This window comes from Polaribacter dokdonensis, assembly GCF_024362345.1.
In the GTDB taxonomy this organism is placed as follows: domain Bacteria; phylum Bacteroidota; class Bacteroidia; order Flavobacteriales; family Flavobacteriaceae; genus Polaribacter; species Polaribacter dokdonensis.
Window position 1 is genome coordinate 2,264,705 of the sequence record NZ_CP101505.1, and the last position, 18,574, is coordinate 2,283,278.

The following is an 18,574-nucleotide window of genomic DNA, read 5'->3' on the forward strand; positions in this document are numbered from 1 at the left end:
CTTAAACTTTAAAAAATGAAAAACAAAATTTTATTAGCAATCGTTATTGCAGCAACTCTTTTCACTTCTTGTGGAGAAGATGGTACTTCAGACATCGTAATTAATCTTCCAGAAAATGGTGGAGGTAATTCTGGAAATCAAGGACAATTTGTAAGTTTATCTGGTAGTATAACTTCAGATTTAACCTTAGATAGTACAAACGAGTATAAATTAACAGGACCAACAGTTATCGAAGATGGTGTTACTTTAACAATTCCTGCAGGAATGGTAATTGAAGCAGCAGCAACAGGAGCAGATGTTTATTTAGCAGTAGCTCAAGGAGGTAAAATTATTGCAGAAGGTACTTCTTCTCAACCAATTATTTTTACTTCTGATGCAAATACACCAAATGCTGGTGATTGGGGTGGTTTAATTTTATTAGGTAAAGCACCAGTAAATTCAATTACAGGTAATGCAACAGCAACTTCAGAAATTGGAAACTTATCTTATGGTGGTTCTGTAGCTGATGATAATTCAGGAACTTTACGTTATGTAAGAGTTGAATATTCAGGAGGTAAAGCATCAGGTCAGTCAGAAAATAATGGTTTTTCTTTTTATGGTGTAGGAAATGGAACTGTTGTAGAATACATTCAAATGTTTGAAGGTTCTGATGATGGAGTAGAGTTTTTTGGAGGTACAGTAAATGTTTCTTATCTATCAGTAGTAAACTCTCAAGATGATTCAATTGACTGGACAGAAGGTTATACAGGTACTATTACAGATGCTTATGTAAAGCATGGTGTTAGTCATGATAAAGGTATAGAAGCAGATGGTTACAATACAGATGTAGGTAACAACTCTAACCCTTTATACTTTTCTAAGCCAACTGTTACTAACTTAACTATTGTAGGTTTAGGTTCAGGAACTGGTAACGAAGCTATTCGTTTAAGAGCTGGTACTCAAGGTATCTTTACTAATGTTAAATTAGATGGTTTTGCAGAAGGTTTTGATTTAGATGGAGACCAAGGAGATAACCCAACAGGAGCTGGTGTTTTAAGTGGAGATTTAAATGTAAACTCTGTAATCTTTTCAGATGTAACAGTTAACATGAAAAACGATACTGGTGAAACTTTTACAGAAGCAGATTTCTTAACTGTAGATGCAGGAGCAACAGGAACAGACTATGCAACTTGGGGTGCAGGTTGGACTAGATCTTGATCTTATACTCACATAATAAAAAAAAAGCAGGCCTATGGCCTGCTTTTTTTATGTTTACGAGATTGTAATTTATGCTTTTTTGTCTTTACAACAAGCCATTTCACAATCTTCTTTACATTCCATTTTATTTTCACTCATTTCGCATTTCTCTTTACAATCTGCAGAACATTCGTGCTTTTTAGCAGAAGGCTCAGATTTGATTGCAGAAGATTCTGAAGCTTTATATAATTCTCCTCCAGCAATTCCGTCTACAAATGCAATAAGCTCTTTTTTAGAAGTAGTATTTGCATCAAACTCTATGTTTGCAATGCTATCTTTAAAAACAACTTTTGCCTCTAAAACACCTTCCTTTTTAGAGAGTTTAGATTGTATTGTTTTTGCACAACCAATTTCGCAGGTCATTCCAGAAATGGCTAAAGACACATTTTCTTTTTGAACTTCTTTGGCACATCCTATTAAAAGTAAACAAGCAAGTGCAATCGAATAAATTATTTTTTGAACTTTCATTAGAATCTATTATTTAATTATTGCACAAATTTATCAATATTTAAAGTGGTATCTAAATAATTGTTAGACTTTTGTACAAAATTTAACCAAGCTTATGAATAGTCAACAACAGAAATGGTTGTATCTTCTTTTATTATCATTTGTTTGGGGTAGCTCCTTTATCTTAATGAAAAAAGCGTTAATAGATTTAACGCCTGTACAAGTTGGTGCTTTAAGAATGCTTATTGCTGGTGTGTTTTTACTTGCATTTGGCTTTAAAAGTTTAAAGCAAATTAAAAGAAAACATTATAAGTATATTGTTTACACAGCTTTATTGGGTACTTTTTTTCCTGTATTCTTATTTGCTTTTGCTGTAAATGGTATAGACAGTTCAATTGCCTCTATTCTAAATTCCTTAACACCATTTAATACTTTTATTTTTGGAGTTTTAGCTTTTGGTTTAAAATTTAAAAAAGAGCAATTACTAGGAATTGTTATAGGTTTAATAGGTACAATTGTACTTATTGTTAAAGGTGCAGATTTAAACCCTAATCAGAATTATTGGTTTACGTTATTGGTAGTTATAGCCTCTATAGGGTATGCCTTGAATGTAAATTTGGTAAAAAAACATTTGAGTGATGTAAGCGCACTAAGTATTGTAACTGGTAATTTTTTGTTATTGGTAATACCTGCTTTTATAGTATTGTATTTTTCGGATTTTTTTGAGACAGTGGAATTTACGGATGCTAAAACAAGTGCTTTAGGTTATGTAGCAGTTTTGGCAATTTTTGGAACAGGAATAGCAAAAGTATTTTATAATAAAATGGTGCATTTGGCATCACCAATTTTTGCTTCTTCAGTAACTTATTTAATACCAATAGTGGCTGTTTTTTGGGGTATTTTAGATGGTGAAGAGTTAAGTGTTGTTCAGTTAATGGCAGGTTTAATTATTTTATTAGGCGTTTATTTATTAAACAGATCTAAATAAAAAAGAGCCAAAGTTGTAAACTTTGGCCCTTTAAAATATTGTATTAAAAAGATTTATTCAAAATCAGCGTCTGTAACACCTTCATTTACTTTTATCTCTTTTACTTCAAAGTTTAAATCCATAGGTCCAGATTTAATACCTACTGAATAAGGAAATAAAACTCCGTTAACTGCTTTATAGTTACCAAATGTAGTTGGTACTTTTACTTCTTTACCATCTGGAGTTTTTACAGTTTTTACTTCTTTAGCTTTTAAGCCAGTTTTCATATCGTAGAAAACTTCAGTATCATTAAACTGCACTACATAATAGTTTACACCATCTATTGGTTCAATTCTATCTAAAGTACCTTTTTTGTATGCCATATCTGAAAATGGAACTAAGTTAGCTTTAGCTTCATCTATTTGAGCTTGTTGCATATCCATCTTCTGACCTCTTGCAGATTGATAACCAGTTTCACCATTAAAAACAGACTTTTGCATTACGTTACCCATAACAGCAATTTCTTGTAATGTTTTATTTGGTGCAGATGATTTCATTGTCATAACTAAAGGTGTACCTTGAATTGTAGCGTTAGAAACAATCATTGTAGTTTTAATAGCGTCTACTTTATCTTTACCTCCAATAGCTTCAATATATTTATCTACTACTGATTCAGCAGTCATACCTGCAGGAATAGGTAAAGTCATAGGTGGCTTTACAGTTGGGTTACCTTCTTTGTCAAAATACTTAATTACATAATCTGTATTTTCTAAGTTCTTAAGAACATCAATACCTTTACCAGTAATTACAATTCTTGCTTGGTCTCCTCTAAAATATTTAATAGCTGCATTTTGTACATCATCTAATGTTACTGCTTTAATATTTTTAATGTAGTTTTCGTAAAAATCTTCTGGTAAGTTGTAACGCTCTATATTTAAAGCGAAATTAGCTACTGTTCTTGGTTTTTGAACATCCATTACAAAACCTCCAATATATTCTTCTTTAGAGTTTTCTAATTCTTCTGCAGATACTTTTTTGTATCGCATTTTATTAATTTCTTTTTGTAATTCTACAACAGAACTATCTGTTACCATGTTTCTAACACTTGCTGTAGCTCTAAAAGTACCTGCATATCTATTTTGTCTTAAGCTCGAGTAAGAACCATAAGTGTATCCTTTATCTTCTCTTAAGTTCATAAATAAACGAGCAGTACCTCCACCACCTAAAATGTTGTTTGCTAAAAGTGCTGCATAATAATCATCATCACCTAACGTTAAATCTACATTGTTAATAATTGCAATTTCTGATTGAACTGCATTATCCATGTTTACAAAGTTAATTTCAGTATTTGCAACATTTTTAGCTTCTGGAATTTCGTAAGCTGGGATTTCTCCTTTTTGCCATCCAGAAAATAAATCTTTTACTAACGCCTTTGTTGCTTTAGGATCTATATCTCCCTCAATTACTAAGTAAGCATTGTTAGGCTTATAGTAAGTATTGTAGTTGTTAATTACATCTTCTAAAGTAATTTTTTCAACACTTTCTTTTGATGTAAATTCTCCAAATGGATGATTTCTACCATAAGTTAAAACGTTTTCAACTCTTCTTGCTGCAGAAGTAACACTTTTTTCGTTAGACTTTAAGTTGTCTAAAGTTATTTGTACTTCTTTGTCAAACTCTTCTTTAGAAAATACTGGATTTTGCATTCCATCTGCCATTAATCCTAAGATCTCTGGAAAGTATTTTGTTAAAGATGAACCAAAAGCACCTGAACTAAAAAAGCTAATGTTAGCCCCGTAAAAATCTACTTTTTCGTTAAACTCATCTTTAGAGATAGACTTTGTTCCTCTACCTAATAAACTACCCATCATTCCAGAAACTCCTGCAATATCTCCTTCTAAATAAGGTTTATTGTCTATAGATAAGTTAGCAGAAACTCTTGGTAATTTATGATTTTCTACCATAATTACTTTTAAGCCATTGTCTAAAGTAAATTTAATAGGCTTACCTAATTTTACTACAGGATCTGGCCCTGGTTTAGGCATTGTACTTCTATCTATTTGTGCATTAATAGCTACTGTTGTAAGAAATAGCGCTACTAATGATAATATTTTTGTCTTCATAATTTATATCTTATTTTTAAACGAACTTCGATGTTATTATTTTGCTTCTGGTAAATATTCTAAAAGTAATCTTTGATTTGGGTTTAGATATTTTTTAGCAACATCTCTAATTTCTTCCCTAGTAATTGATCTAAAAATATCAATTTCTGTGTTGATTAAATTAGTGTCTCCATATAATACATTGTAACGTGCTAAAGAGTTAGCAATACCTTCTACACTTGAGTTAGAGTTTACAAAGTTGTTTTCGAATTGATTCTGTAATTTCTGAAAATCTTTTTCTGAAATTAATTCAGTTTGCATTTTTACAATTTCTGCATCAACTTCTGCAATAATATCTTTTAATTGAGTATCACCTTGTGGTAAACCATATAAAATATAGGTACCATAATCTTCTTGGCTTAAGTTAATTGCTCCAGCTTGTAAAGCCATTTTTTTATCATCTACCAATTTTTTGTAAAGAACAGAACTTCTACCAGTACTTAAATAAGAAGAGATCATGTCTAAAACTCTAGAGTCTCTAGTTTTCATAGATGGTGTTCTGTAAGCAGCCATAATTGCAGGTATTTGAATGTTTGCATCATAACCTTTAGCTGTCATTGCTTCAGTAATTGGGTCTTCTTTTGGAAAGTTTCTGGTAATTTCTTCTCCTCTAGGTATTGGACCAAAATAATCTTCAATCATTTTTTTAGCAGCAGCTTTATCAATATCACCAGCTACAACTAAAGTTGCATTGTTAGGTACATAGAATTTTTTATTGAATGCTAAGAACTCTTCTAAAGTTGCAGCATCTAAATCTTCCATTTTACCAATTGTAGTTCCTTTATAAGGATGCTTTTTAAAGATGTTCTCTTTTACGTACTCTAAAAATTTAGAATATGGTTGATTATCTACTCTTAATCTTTTTTCTTCTTTTACTACTTCATTCTGAGTATCTACACCATCTTGACCAATAATTGGGTGTAATAAACGCTCAGACTCCATCCATAAACCTAACTCTAATTTGTTAGAAGGAAAGATTTCATAATAATATGTTCTGTCATCTGTAGTATTGGCATTATTTCTACCTCCATTAGAAGAAACCATTTTAAACCACTCACCTTTTTTAATGTTTTCAGTTCCTTCAAATAATAGATGTTCGAAGAAGTGAGCCATACCTGTTCTTCCTGGTTGCTCATCTTTTGCACCTACATGATACATTACAGACGTTACAACAACAGGAGCTGAAGAGTCTTGATGTAATATTACATGCATTCCATTACTTAAATCATACTCTTCAAATTCTACTTGCTGAGCGTTCATAGAAAACGCAAATAATACAGCAGAAGCAAGAGATAAAATACTTTTCTTCATTGATTTTTTTATTTAATTAATAATTTACATTTGGGTTTGACGCTTCATCTTACAAAATGTTACAGAAAATAAAGTTTTTTGTCAGTTCTCAAAAATAACAAAGGTTTGCCTAAAAACATAATGAAATTGAGCGTTTAATAATTTTTATTTTTAATATTTACCTTTATTGCTGATTTCTAAAATTTATGTATATTTGCATCCGCATTTTCAGTAAGTTAAGTGCATTAATTAGTATAAATACGCAAAACAAATAGTATGTACGCAATCGTAGAGATAGCAGGGCAGCAGTTTAAAGTAGCAAAAGACCAAAAAGTATACGTTCATCGTTTACAAGGAGAAGAAGGATCAAAAGTAACTTTTGATAACGTTCTTTTACTTGATGATGCTGGTAACGTAACTCTAGGCGCCCCAGCTATAGAAGGAGCATCAGTAACAGCTCAAATTTTAAGTCACTTAAAAGGTGATAAAGTAATCGTTTTCAAAAAGAAAAGAAGAAAAGGTTATAGAAAGAAAAATGGACACAGACAGTCTTTTAGCGAGATTCAAATTGAATCTATTGCAGCTTCAGGTACTAAGAAAACTGCTAAGAAAGCGGCTTCTAAGAAATCAGAAACTACTGCAGACGCTCCAAAGAAAGCCGCTCCTAAAAAAGCAACTAAAGCTAAAGCTGACGATTTAAAGAAAATTGAAGGTGCAGGGCCAAAGGCTGCTGAAGCATTAGTAAATGCAGGTTTAGATACATTTGCTAAAGTAGCTAAAACAGATGCTGCTAAATTAAGCGAAATTTTATCTGAAGCTAGCTCAAGATTATCTCATATTGTAACAGATACTTGGCCAAAGCAAGCTGGTTTAGCTGCAGAAGGTAAATGGGATGAATTAAAAGAATTACAAGATAGATTAGATGGTGGTATTGAAAAATAACCAACTAATTTAACTTTAACCTATAAAAACTCAAGAAAATGGCACATAAAAAAGGTGTAGGTAGTTCGAAGAATGGTAGAGAATCAGAATCGAAACGTCTAGGTGTAAAAATTTTTGGAGGACAAGCTGCAATTGCAGGTAACATTATTGTTCGTCAAAGAGGAACAACTCACAATCCAGGTGAAAACGTTTACATGGGTAAAGATCATACTTTACATGCAAAAGTTGATGGAATTGTTGAATTTCAAAAGAAAAGAGATAACAGATCTTATGTATCTGTAACTCCATTTGAAGCTTAAGAAATTTTCTTCAAAAGTAAAAAAGCTCAAACATTAATTTGTTTGAGCTTTTTTTATTGCTTACATTTCCTTTCTAAAAGATTATCAATCAACTTTGTAGGAAAATGTATCATCTATGAAACACCTCCTTTTTACCTTATTTCTATTTCTTGGTATTGCTGTAAATTCTCAAACTGCAAACAATTTTCAGAAAACTGAAAATTACATTATTCAGGAAAAATCAGATTCAGCTGTTTTTTACCTAAATAAGCTAAAAGATGGTAAAGAAAAAGCCTTTCTTAAAAAAATGATTTTAAGAGATTATATCTCTTATAAAGACTATTATCATTTTATAACCAGTTTAGCAAAAAGAGAGAATTTAGATTTTAATGCTGTTGCTAATTATATTAATAAGGAAGTTAAAACTCCAAAAATAAGCAAAGGGTTAGATAGAGATTTCTTTAATATTAAATGGATTTTAATAAGTAAACTTAGAAACGAGGTTCATTTAGAAGAAGCTAATGCAGAGCAAATAAAGTTAGAAAACTACGTAGCTAGATTTAAACAAACGAGTGATACTTATTTGTGGGCGCACACTAAAATGCAAACGCATCTTTTAGTTATGTTAGTTATAGAAAAGAACATTGAAGAAGGTGAAGCTTTAATTAATAAAAGTTTAAAAATTGCAAAAGAGTTAGAGGATATAGAGTTGCAAATTATATTTCTAAATCATTCAAAAGACTTTTTAATTTATCAAAATAAGTTAGAGAAATATATTAGTACCTGTGAATATATTCTAGAATTAGAAGCTCAGTTAGAAGAGAGAAGCAGTTATTATTATGGTACTATTACAGATTTGGTTAATGCTTACATTTATAAAGGTGAAGATGATGAGAAGGTTCTTAAACTAATAGATGAATTAAATAATTCATATTCTAAAATCTATTCTTATATGCTTTATGCACAGCTCATGTCTACAGCAAAAAATAAGCCTGAGCTTAAAAACCTTATTCTAACCAAGTTTGAAGTAGATAATGTTTTAAACCTAGTAAGAAAATTAGAAAAATTAGGTAAAGATTTGAATCTAAATGAATATTATCATCTTATGAATAAAAGTTCTGATGCTTTAGCAGAACATGATTATTTTGAAGAAGCGTTGCAATATAAACACAAAGCTTTAGAAATAACCAGAGATATTTATTCAGAAGAACTAACAAAATCTCTTACTAAATACACAAATCAAAAAGCTTTAAAAATTAAAGAGGAAGAAATTAGTTCAGAAAAAGAACAAAGGCAATTGTACTTTCTTATAGCACTACTTTGTTTTGCTTTATTAATAATAACTTTTGTAGTTTTAAGAAAAAACAAAGATCAGTCTGATGAATTGACTCGTAAAAATAAATTGATTGAGAAATCACTAGAAGAAAAAGAGATTTTAATTAAAGAAATGCATCATCGAGTTAAGAATAATTTTCAAATTATTAATAGTTTGTTAGATCTTCAAACAGATGAGATTAAAGATGAAAAAGCATTACAGATTTTAGAAAAAGGTAGAGATAGAATAAAGTCTATGGCCTTAATTCATCAAAAATTATTTAGAAGTAAATCTGGGCTCATCAATTTTAATGAATTTGTAGATTTATTGGTAAAAGAACTCTCTTACTTGTATAAATTAAATGATCATGTAGAAGTAGAGGTAGATATAAAAGACATCTTTTTTGATATAGATACTGCAATACCTTTAGCACTAGTTTTAAATGAAATTATAACCAACTCTTTTAAATACGCTTTTAAAACACAGAAAAATAACAAACTAACTATTATTCTAGACAAGCAAGACAAGCAACCCTATTTATTAACCATAAAAGACAATGGTGCTGGGTTTAAAAAAGAATTCAAGATTGAAGAAACTAAAAGTTCTGGCTTAAAATTAGTACAGAGATTGGTAAGACAATTGCATGGAAAATTAACTATTATAAATAATGAAGGCGTAACTTTCGAAATTCAATTCCAAGATACAGAAACAAGAAAGGAGATAAACTAGAATTTATGGGGAAAATTAAGATTTTGGTGGTAGAAGATGAAATTATCATTGCAGATAATATTTGTAAAACCTTAGAAGATTTAAATTACAAAGTTTTTGAGCCAGTAATAAATTATTCTGAAGCCTTAGCTAGTATAGAAAACATCAAACCAGACATTTGCATTTTAGATATTCAGTTATCAGGAAAAAAAACAGGGATAGATTTAGCCAAGAAAATAAATTCAGAATATAAGTTTCCAATTATTTTTTTAACGGCCAATGCAGATGCAGAAACATTAAACAAAGCAAAAGAAGTTTCTCCAAATGCATATTTGGTGAAGCCTTTTAGTAAAAATGAATTGTATACCTCTATTGAATTAGCCATATCTAATTATGCAAAAAAAGCACTAAAAGTAGATCAAAAAGCAGTTTTTGTTAAAGAAAAAGGAGGATTTAGTAAAATAAAATTCGAAGATATTCTATTTATTAAAAGTGATCATGTGTATGTAGAAATAATGCTAACAAATCATAAAAAAATAATTTCAAGAATTAGTTTAAATGAAATTTCTGAGAAATTAAGTAGTTGTTTTCAAAGAATTCATAGAGGTTATATTATTAACTTACATTATTTAGATAAGGTAAAACAGGATGCTGTCTTGGTGTCTCATTATGAAATACCTATTGGTAAAAAATACAGAGAAGATTTAATGAAAACAATGAATTTATCTTAGAATTTTATCTTTTAGAACATTATAACCGTGTTTAGAACATTTTTTTGTTGCAGAAATGTTAATTAGTTTAAATTTAACTCAAGTATAATTTCTATTTAATAATGTTGGGGGATATTATAACTAATTAAATTATACATACTAAAGCTACTTGTAAGAGTAGCTTTTTTTTATGTAATAATTGTTACAAGACTACTTAGTACTATTTTGTACTTTTACGTCTTATGAAATTATTATACAGCTTAGTAGTTTTTATTTCTAAATATATATTGAAATTTCTTTCCAAATTCAATACTAAGTTAAAACTTTTTGTTGATGGCAGAAAAGAAACCTTCTCTAAGATCTCAGTACTTAAAAATAAAAACACAATTTGGTTTCATGTAGCTTCATTAGGTGAATTTGAACAAGCAAGACCAATAATAGAACAATTAAAAATTTCGCATTCTTCATATAAAATTCTAGTTACATTTTTTTCTCCTTCTGGTTATGAAATAAGAAAAAATTATAAACTAGCAGATGTAATTTGCTATCTACCTTTAGACTCTAAGAAAAATACCCAACAGTTTGTAGAAATCGTAAACCCTAAAATGGCCATTTTTGTAAAGTATGAGTTTTGGCCAAACTTCTTATATGAATTAAAAGGTAAAAAAATTCCTACAATTTTGGTGTCAGGAATCTTAAGAAAAAATCAATTTTTCTTTAAAAGTTATGGTGGCTTTATGCGAAATTCATTACAAGCTTTTCATCACTTTTTTGTACAAAATGATAGTTCTAAAGAGTTGCTGGCATCTATCAATTTAGAAAATGTAACTGTAGCTGGTGATACAAGATTTGATCGTGTTTCAAAAATTTTAGAACAAGACAATTCACTCGATTTTATCAATCAGTTTAAAGACAATAAATACACAGTAGTTGCAGGTAGTACATGGCCTGAAGATGAAGAATTATTAATTAATTATATCAATAATGATTCTGCAGAAAACGAAAAATTTATAATTGCTCCACACAATATAAATGATGAAGCAATTCAAAAACTTAAAAAGTCAATTGCTAAAAAAACAGTACTTTTTTCTAATAAAGCCAATACAGATTTAAGAGAACATCAAGTTTTTATTATTGACACCATTGGTATTTTAACCAAAATTTATGCAGCAGCAGATTTGGCTTATGTTGGTGGAGGTTTAAAAACAGGTTTGCATAATATTTTAGAACCTGCAACTTTCGGAATTCCTGTAATTATTGGTCATAAATTTGACAAGTTTAAAGAAGCTGTAGATTTGGTTGAAATTGGTGGTTGTATTTCTATCCAAAATCAAAAAGAATTTACACAAAACTTAATACATTTAAGAGATGATAAAAATGATAGAACCTTAGCAGGTACTATTAACAAAAAGTATATTGAAGATAATTTAGGAGCAACAGAACAAATTATAAACTATTTAAATACACATTTATAAATGGATTTTCTATTACAACCTTGGCCTTGGTTTATTGGTGGGCCATTAATAGCGTTATCACTATTTCTTTATTTTTATTTTGGGCAAAATTTTGGGGCATCAACCAATTTTGAAACATTGTGTACAATGGCTGGTGCAGGTAAAGTGTCAGACTATTTTAAGAAAGACTGGAAACAGCGAGATTTTGCATTATTATTTGTGGTAGGTTTAATTATTGGTGGTTTTATATCAGCTAATTTCTTAGTGCCAAATCCAACAATAGATTTAAACCCTACAACTGTTCAAGAGCTAACAGATTTAGGTTTTGCCAATGTTGGTGAAAGTTATTTTCCTGCAGAAATTTTTAGTGATGATATTGTGTTCTCTTTAAAAGGCTTTGTGATTTTAATACTTTCTGGAGTGTTAATTGGTTTTGGAACACGTTATGCAGGTGGTTGTACTTCTGGTCATGCAATTACAGGTTTAAGTAGTTTACAATTACCTTCTTTATTGGCTGTAATTGGCTTTTTTATAGGTGGTATCATAGCAACATGGTTTATAATTCCAATACTTTTTTAGATGATGAAGAATATTAAATTTTTACTCTTAGGAATTTTCTTTGCAATTGTTTTAAGCAAATCTCAAGCAATTTCTTGGTATCGTTTTTACGAAATGTTTAAATTTCAATCATTTCATATGTTTGGAATTATTGGAGGTGCAGTTGTAATTTCTGCTATAATTATGCAACTTTTCAAAAGCGGAAAAATAAAAGATATTAATGGTAACAAAATTGTACCCAAACCAAAAAAGAAAGGTGTTATAAGTACCGTTTTTGGAGGAACATTATTTGGTTTAGGTTGGGGTATTTCTGGTGCTTGTGCAGCACCTGTATTTGTAATTTTAGGTTTCAAATTTTTACCAGCTTTAATTATTTTATTAGGTGCATTAATAGGTGCATTTATCTATGGTTTAATCGCTAAAAAACTACCTAATTAAATGAGTAAATTGGTAGATAATTTTGGTAGACAAATGGATTATGTACGATTGGCAGTTACTGATCGTTGTAATTTGCGTTGCCAATATTGTATGCCTGCTCATGGTATAGATATTGTACCAAGACAAGAACTACTCACTTTTAAAGAAATGTATCGTTTAATTCGTGTTTTAACAGAATTGGGCGTAAATAAAGTACGTTTAACAGGTGGTGAGCCTTTTGTACGTAAAGATTTTGTGGGGTTTTTAGAAATGCTGTCTTATAATGATTTGTTAGATGCCATAAATATTACTACAAATGGCGCACTAATTTCTCATCATATTGATAAAATTCAAAAGTTAGAAAAGGTAAAAAACATCAATTTAAGTATAGATAGTTTAAATCGTGAAAAGTTTGCCAAAATTACACGTAGAGATGTGTTTCCTGAAGTTTACAAAACGCTTGAATTACTAGAGCAAAGTAGCCTGAACCTTAAACTAAATGTTGTTGTTCAGTCTGGTTTTAATACAGATGAAATTATCGATTTTGTAAAACTAACAAAAGATAAAAATATTGCAGTTCGTTTTATAGAAGAAATGCCTTTTAATGGAAAAGGACAGAGAGACATGAAAGAAAATTGGACCTTCAATAAAATTTTAAATGAAGTAAAAAAAGAGTTCTCTGTGGATGAAATTAAGTCAGAAAAATCGTCTACATCTAGAAATTATAAAATAGATAATCATTTAGGAACTTTCGGAATTATACCTGCCTTTACAAGAACTATTTGTAATGATTGTAACAGAATTAGAATCACATCTACAGGTACTTTTAAAAATTGTTTGTTTGATGATGGTGTTTTTAATCTACGCGATTTTATAAGAAAAGGTGCTTCTAATGACGATTTAAAAGAATTGTTTTTATCTTTAGTAAAAGACAAACCAGAAAATGGTTTTATAGCAGAAGCAAACCGTAAAAAAGGAAATGTTTCCGAGAGTATGAGTACAATTGGAGGGTAGTTATGGTTTATAGTTTTTCGTTCATAATTGGGGGACTAATTTTAATGCTTGTTGTACTTAATTTCAAAAAAACGGATAGAAATATTTTTGAGGAGATTAAATCTATGGAAGGAATTTTTGCTGCTATTTTAGCTATTATAATTGGAATTGTTACATTGTTTATCGGTTGGAAATAATTCAAATTTTTATTGGCAAAAAGAGATATGAATAACAAAAAAGTGCAATACACAAAAAAAGAATTTAAAATTGATTTAACCTGGAAGCAAAGAATTTCATCTATGTTTTTTACAACTATTATTTATGGAGCAGTTTTGTTTCTATTTGATAGGAATCAAAACATAAACTCAATAATTTTCCAAGCAATCTTTTTTGGTGTTTTGTTTGTTTTGATATTTCCATGGGCTATGAAAAAAATACTAGGTAAAAGAGTAAGTAATATTGTACCTGAGTTATTAGATGATGAAGAAATAGAAGAAGAGATTTTTGCAAACTTATTTAGAGGTGTAGAAGGTGTTGGAGGTAAAATATTTTTAACCAATCAGCGATTAATTTTCAAAAGTCATTCCTTTAATTTTCAAAAAGGCCAAACCAATCTTGAGTATTCAATTATAAGTTCAGTGCAAAAAAGAAAAACTGCAAAATTGATAGATAATGGAATTAAAATAATTACAAAACAAAATACTGAATTTGATTTTGTAGTTAATGATAGAGATAATGTATTAGTTAAAATTCAGAATAAATTGAATTTATGATTTCAGTAAAAGAAGCAAAAAATATTATTTTAAACACTACTCAAGATTTTGGTGTAGAAGAAGTTCCGTTTATAAAATCTGTAGGTAGAATTTTAAAAGAAGAGATTTTTGCAGATAGAGATTTTCCTCCATTTAACAGAGTTTCTATGGATGGAATTTGCATAGATTTCAATCCATTTAAAAACGGACAAAGAACTTTTAAAATAGAAGGTATTCAAGCTGCAGGAAGTGAGCAAATCAGACTTCAAAATTCAGAAAATTGCATGGAAGTAATGACAGGTGCAGTTTTGCCAGAAAACGCAAATACTGTAATTCGTTATGAAGATGTAACTATCAACAACGGAATTGCAACTATTAATATTGATGCTATAAACAAAAGCCAAAACATTCATCAGAAAGGAAAAGATGGTAAAGTTGGCGATGTTTTAATATCAGAGAACAAAATTATTTCTGCTGCAGAGATTGGTGTTTTAGCAACAGTTGGTAAGTCAATGGTAAAAGTTGCAAAGCAACCTAAAGTAATGATTATTTCTACAGGAGATGAATTGGTTGGAGTAGATGAAAACCCTTTAGCACATCAAATTAGAAGAAGTAATGTATTTACGTTAGTTTCTTTGCTAGAAAGTCTAAAAATAGCTTCAGAAACAGCACACCTTACAGATGACAAGGCCATACTTAAACAAAAGATTAAAACGTTTATCGAAAACTATGATGTTTTGCTGTTTAGTGGAGCTGTAAGTAAAGGTAAATTTGATTTTTTACCAGAAGTTTTTGAAGAATTGGGTGTAGAAAAACTATTTCATAAAGTGGCTCAAAGACCAGGAAAACCATTTTTCTACGGAAAAACTGCCAACTGCAATTTATTCGGATTTCCTGGAAATCCAATTTCAACGTTTGTAAATTGTTTGGCGTATTTTTATCCTTGGTATTACAAATCTGTTGGTTTAGAAATCGAGGAAGAAACAGCCATTTTAACTAAAGATGTTAACTTTAAACCAAATTTAGAATACTTTTTACAAGTAAAATTAAGTGATAAATTCGGTCATACTTTAGCAACTCCAATTACTGGAAATGGTTCTGGAGATTTAGCAAGTTTAGTACATGCAGATGCTTTTATTCATTTACCAAATGATAAAACTGAATTTAAAACCGGAGAAAACTATCCAATTATAAGATATAGATAATGAGTGATTTTAGTCATCTAAATAATAAAAATAATCCTAAAATGGTAAATGTTTCTGACAAGAAAATTACCAAAAGAACAGCCATTGCAAAAGCAACTATGTTTTTAGGAAAAGAGGTTATTGCTCATTTTACAAACGATGAGTTAATCACTAAAAAAGGGCCTGTTTTTCAAACCGCAATTATTGCAGGAATTCAAGGTGTTAAAAAGACATCAGATTTAATTCCTATGTGTCATCCATTATTAATAAATGGTGTAGATATTGATATTCATACTACAGATGAAGAACATCTAGAAGTACTTTGTAAAGTAATGATTACTGGCAAAACAGGTGTAGAAATGGAGGCTTTAACTGGAGCAAATATTACTTGTTTAACAATATATGACATGTGTAAAAGTATCAGTCAAAAAATGGTAATTAAAGAAGTGAAATTAATGGAAAAAACTGGCGGAAAATCTGATATTAAAAATGACTAAAAAACACAGCAAACATACAAATTTGGTAAGAAGAGATAATGATATTTATGCACCCAATGAAATTGCAATTTTAGGTGCAAAATGTGATATTATTTCAGATATCGTTTCTAAAGTTGCTAAAAAATTATCTAATCATAAATTGGCTTATTTTGATGCTTCTCATGCTAAAGATTTAGCAAAAAACAAATTATCAGAATATGTTTTTCATCATGAAGGAAATTTACAAATCACAACTTCTGGAACTATAAATAAATACCAACAGCGTTTAGATTTTGCACAGTTTGATTATGTTTTTATAAATGGGAATCATTATCAAGGAGCAAAGCAAATTTTAATTTTAGACGAAGCTAAAGAAGCATCAGTATTAAAAAGATTAGATCAACTAGATAACATTCAATTTATTATAAAACTGAACTCAGAAACCGAGTTTTTTGATTTTTTAGTGGAGAAATATCCAAATATTAAAAACAAACGTTGTTACCCTTTAAATGATATTGATGCAATTTCTAATCACATCAATAATTTAATTCAAGAGAAAATTGCGCCTGTAAAAGGTTTGGTTTTAGTTGGTGGTAAAAGTACAAGAATGGGGTCTGATAAATCTGAACTTAATTATTCTGGAAAACCACAAAAAGAAGTTGCTAAAGAACTCTTAGAAGAACATAATTTAAAAACTTTTTATTCCGTTCAAAAAGCAGATAACGATTATGAAATTGCAGACAAATTTTTAAATCTTGGTCCTTTTGGGGGCATTTGTTCTGCCTTTCAAAAAGATCCAAATTCTGCTTGGTTTGTTTTAGCTACAGATGTGCCTTTTGTGAACAATGAAATTATTCAGTTGGTTTTAAAGCACAGAAATCCATCTAAAGTTGCAACAGCAATAAAGGGTAAAAACAAGGAATTTGTAGAACCTTTAATTACAATTTACGAGCCAAAATCCTATCCTATTTTATTACAATATTTAGCTCAAGGTTATTCTTGTCCACGTAAAATGTTGATTAATTCTGATGTAGAGATTGTAGAAATAGAGGATGATTTTATCAGAAATATAAATACACCTGAAGAATTTAGAGCGGCTAAAGAAGAGATTAGTTCGTAAATGAAATTAGATAAAAACCACCTTTTTAAACGTCAAATTACTTTATCAGAAATAGGTGAAGTTGGGCAACAAAAACTGCAAAACGCTTCTGTTTTGGTAGTGGGTTGTGGAGGTTTAGGTAGCCCAATTGCAGTGTATTTGGCTTCAAGTGGTGTTGGTAAAATCCATTTAGTAGATTTTGATACGGTTGATATTTCTAATTTACACAGACAGGTTTTTTATACCTTAAAAGATGTAGAAAAACCAAAAGCAGCTACTTTACGTAATTTTATACAAGAAAGAGCGCCTTTTACAAAGGTTGAAATTACCAATAAAGCTATTACAAAAGATAACGTTTCTGAGTTGATAGATAGTGTAGATATAATAGTTGATGCAACAGATTCTTTGCCAACTAAATATTTGTTGAATGATGCTTGTGTTGTTAAACAAAAACCTTTGGTGTATGGTTCTCTGTATAAATTTGATGGTTATGTAGCTACTTTTAATTTGTTGCAAAAAGATGGAAGTTATTCAGCAAATTTAAGAGATGCATTTCCTGAAATGGCTACAGATATTCCTAATTGTGAAGAAGCAGGTACCTTAAATGCTATTGTTGGATTAATTGCTACAGCTCAAGTAAATGAGGTTTTAAAAATTATTACAGGTGTTGGAAAACCGTTAACGAATGAATTATTAATATATAATTCTTTACAAAACACACAGTTAAAAATGAAGTTGAAATCTATTTTTAATAAAGAAAAAATCACTAAAATTTTTAAGGTTCAGACCTATGTAGATGCAGCTTGTGCAAATCAAAATCCTGATTGGCAAATTTCTCCAGAAACTTTAAAATCAAAATTGGGTGATGAAGACTTAGAGATAATTGCAGTGTTAAACAATTTAAAATTGCCTTTCAAAGTCAATCAAACCATACATATCAATACATTTGATGCAGAAAAAATAACTGTAGATTTTAATAAAACCTATGTGATGGTTTGTCAAAGAGGTTTAAATAGTTACAGAGCTACAGAAAGATTAAAGAAAAAATACCCTGATTTAAAAGTGCTAAATTTAACTGGCGGAATTTCTAGTTATTAAATGATAAAAAATAAAACTGGCATTGTTAAAATTGTATCAGGCAAAAGACCTTGGTATGAAAGAGTTTTGGCATCTGTTTTCTTTGCAGCTGGGTTTTATTTGTTATTTCTATTCTATAAAAATATAAATGTAACTTTTACAGAAGACTATTATATAAGTAGTTTTAAGGTTTTGTCATCTTTAATATTTGTTTTTAGTTTAGGAATTAAATACTCATATACAGTTAATCATCACTTTGACTTTGATTTAAAAAAGTATAGAAAGTTTGTTTCTGTTGGCCCTTTTGGTTTTGGTAAATGGCAAAATCTAAAAAGCTTAAATAGAGTTTCAACGTTTGTTAATCGTCAAGGAAATTGTGAAGTTAATATTTGGGATGTAAAAAATAATAAATACAGAATAGCATATTTTTACAAAATTGAAGACGCAGTTTTTTATGGCAGAGATTTAGCTGAAAAATTAGAAATTAAATTTTTAGAAAGAAGTTAAAA

At 29.6% G+C, this 18,574-nt stretch carries 19 protein-coding genes; 16 read left to right on the plus strand and 3 right to left on the minus strand.

Going from position 1 to position 18,574, the window contains the following annotated elements; translation table 11 throughout:
- Positions 1-15 precede the first annotated feature (15 nt).
- Complete coding sequence (locus LPB302_RS10110; protein ID WP_053973661.1) at positions 16-1,197, plus strand: beta-helix domain-containing protein; 1,182 nt, start codon at positions 16-18, stop codon at positions 1,195-1,197.
- Positions 1,198-1,266: 69 nt separating this feature from the next.
- Here LPB302_RS10110 and LPB302_RS10115 read toward each other — a convergent pair whose 3' ends face one another.
- Positions 1,267-1,704, minus strand: coding sequence for a cation transporter (locus tag LPB302_RS10115; RefSeq protein ID WP_053973660.1), 438 nt, complete (start codon positions 1,702-1,704; stop codon positions 1,267-1,269).
- Positions 1,705-1,798: 94 nt separating this feature from the next.
- Here LPB302_RS10115 and LPB302_RS10120 point away from each other — a divergent pair, with 94 nt between their 5' ends.
- The gene (locus LPB302_RS10120; RefSeq protein WP_053973659.1) at positions 1,799-2,671 is read left to right on the plus strand and encodes a DMT family transporter; all 873 of its coding nucleotides are present in this window, start codon (positions 1,799-1,801) and stop codon (positions 2,669-2,671) included.
- A 53-nt stretch (positions 2,672-2,724) separates the two neighbouring features.
- Here LPB302_RS10120 and LPB302_RS10125 read toward each other — a convergent pair whose 3' ends face one another.
- Together LPB302_RS10125 and LPB302_RS10130 are read right to left on the minus strand one after the other, a co-directional pair.
- The gene (locus LPB302_RS10125; RefSeq protein ID WP_053973658.1) at positions 2,725-4,773 is read right to left on the minus strand and encodes a M16 family metallopeptidase; all 2,049 of its coding nucleotides are present in this window, start codon (positions 4,771-4,773) and stop codon (positions 2,725-2,727) included.
- 36 nt (positions 4,774-4,809) lie between these two features.
- Positions 4,810-6,123 carry a M16 family metallopeptidase gene (locus LPB302_RS10130; protein ID WP_053973657.1) on the minus strand — a complete coding sequence of 438 codons (1,314 nt, stop codon included), beginning with the start codon at positions 6,121-6,123 and terminating at the stop codon, positions 4,810-4,812.
- A gap of 255 nt (positions 6,124-6,378) precedes the next feature.
- On the opposite strand from LPB302_RS10130, the gene rplU reads away from it, so the two are divergent.
- The 14 genes from rplU to LPB302_RS10200 all read left to right on the plus strand — a co-directional run bounded on the left by rplU (position 6,379) and on the right by LPB302_RS10200 (position 18,572).
- Positions 6,379-7,044 (plus strand): 50S ribosomal protein L21, encoded by a 666-nt coding sequence (gene rplU / locus LPB302_RS10135; protein ID WP_053973656.1) that lies wholly within the window; start codon positions 6,379-6,381, stop codon positions 7,042-7,044.
- Between the two features lie 38 nt (positions 7,045-7,082).
- Positions 7,083-7,343 carry a 50S ribosomal protein L27 gene (rpmA, locus tag LPB302_RS10140; protein WP_015481656.1) on the plus strand — a complete coding sequence of 87 codons (261 nt, stop codon included), beginning with the start codon at positions 7,083-7,085 and terminating at the stop codon, positions 7,341-7,343.
- Positions 7,344-7,458: 115 nt separating this feature from the next.
- Positions 7,459-9,366 (plus strand): sensor histidine kinase, encoded by a 1,908-nt coding sequence (locus LPB302_RS10145; protein ID WP_053973655.1) that lies wholly within the window; start codon positions 7,459-7,461, stop codon positions 9,364-9,366.
- Between the two features lie 5 nt (positions 9,367-9,371).
- Positions 9,372-10,076 (plus strand): LytR/AlgR family response regulator transcription factor, encoded by a 705-nt coding sequence (locus tag LPB302_RS10150; protein WP_053973654.1) that lies wholly within the window; start codon positions 9,372-9,374, stop codon positions 10,074-10,076.
- Between the two features lie 221 nt (positions 10,077-10,297).
- Positions 10,298-11,530 carry a 3-deoxy-D-manno-octulosonic acid transferase gene (locus tag LPB302_RS10155; protein ID WP_053973653.1) on the plus strand — a complete coding sequence of 411 codons (1,233 nt, stop codon included), beginning with the start codon at positions 10,298-10,300 and terminating at the stop codon, positions 11,528-11,530.
- A complete protein-coding gene (locus tag LPB302_RS10160; protein ID WP_053973652.1) occupies positions 11,531-12,088 on the plus strand; it encodes a YeeE/YedE family protein in 558 nt (185 codons plus the stop codon).
- Between the two features lie 3 nt (positions 12,089-12,091).
- On the plus strand, positions 12,092-12,505 hold the full coding sequence (locus LPB302_RS10165; protein ID WP_053975296.1) for a YeeE/YedE thiosulfate transporter family protein: 414 nt from the start codon (positions 12,092-12,094) through the stop codon (positions 12,503-12,505).
- Positions 12,506-13,498 (plus strand): GTP 3',8-cyclase MoaA, encoded by a 993-nt coding sequence (gene moaA / locus LPB302_RS10170; protein WP_074613513.1) that lies wholly within the window; start codon positions 12,506-12,508, stop codon positions 13,496-13,498.
- A gap of 203 nt (positions 13,499-13,701) precedes the next feature.
- Entirely contained in the window at positions 13,702-14,250 is a 549-nt protein-coding gene (locus LPB302_RS10175; RefSeq protein ID WP_053975294.1) for a GRAM domain-containing protein, read from the plus strand.
- Complete coding sequence (locus tag LPB302_RS10180; RefSeq protein WP_053973651.1) at positions 14,247-15,434, plus strand: molybdopterin molybdotransferase MoeA; 1,188 nt, start codon at positions 14,247-14,249, stop codon at positions 15,432-15,434. Before LPB302_RS10175 ends, LPB302_RS10180 begins: the two co-directional genes overlap by 4 nt.
- Positions 15,434-15,910 (plus strand): cyclic pyranopterin monophosphate synthase MoaC, encoded by a 477-nt coding sequence (gene moaC, locus LPB302_RS10185; protein ID WP_053973650.1) that lies wholly within the window; start codon positions 15,434-15,436, stop codon positions 15,908-15,910. The genes LPB302_RS10180 and moaC overlap by 1 nt, the downstream gene beginning before the upstream one ends.
- Positions 15,903-17,009, plus strand: coding sequence for an NTP transferase domain-containing protein (locus LPB302_RS10190; RefSeq protein WP_053973649.1), 1,107 nt, complete (start codon positions 15,903-15,905; stop codon positions 17,007-17,009). The genes moaC and LPB302_RS10190 overlap by 8 nt, the downstream gene beginning before the upstream one ends.
- Complete coding sequence (locus LPB302_RS10195; RefSeq protein WP_053973648.1) at positions 17,010-18,086, plus strand: HesA/MoeB/ThiF family protein; 1,077 nt, start codon at positions 17,010-17,012, stop codon at positions 18,084-18,086. It abuts the gene before it with no gap.
- On the plus strand, positions 18,087-18,572 hold the full coding sequence (locus LPB302_RS10200) for a hypothetical protein (RefSeq protein WP_053973647.1): 486 nt from the start codon (positions 18,087-18,089) through the stop codon (positions 18,570-18,572).
- The last annotated feature ends 2 nt before the right edge of the window (positions 18,573-18,574 follow it).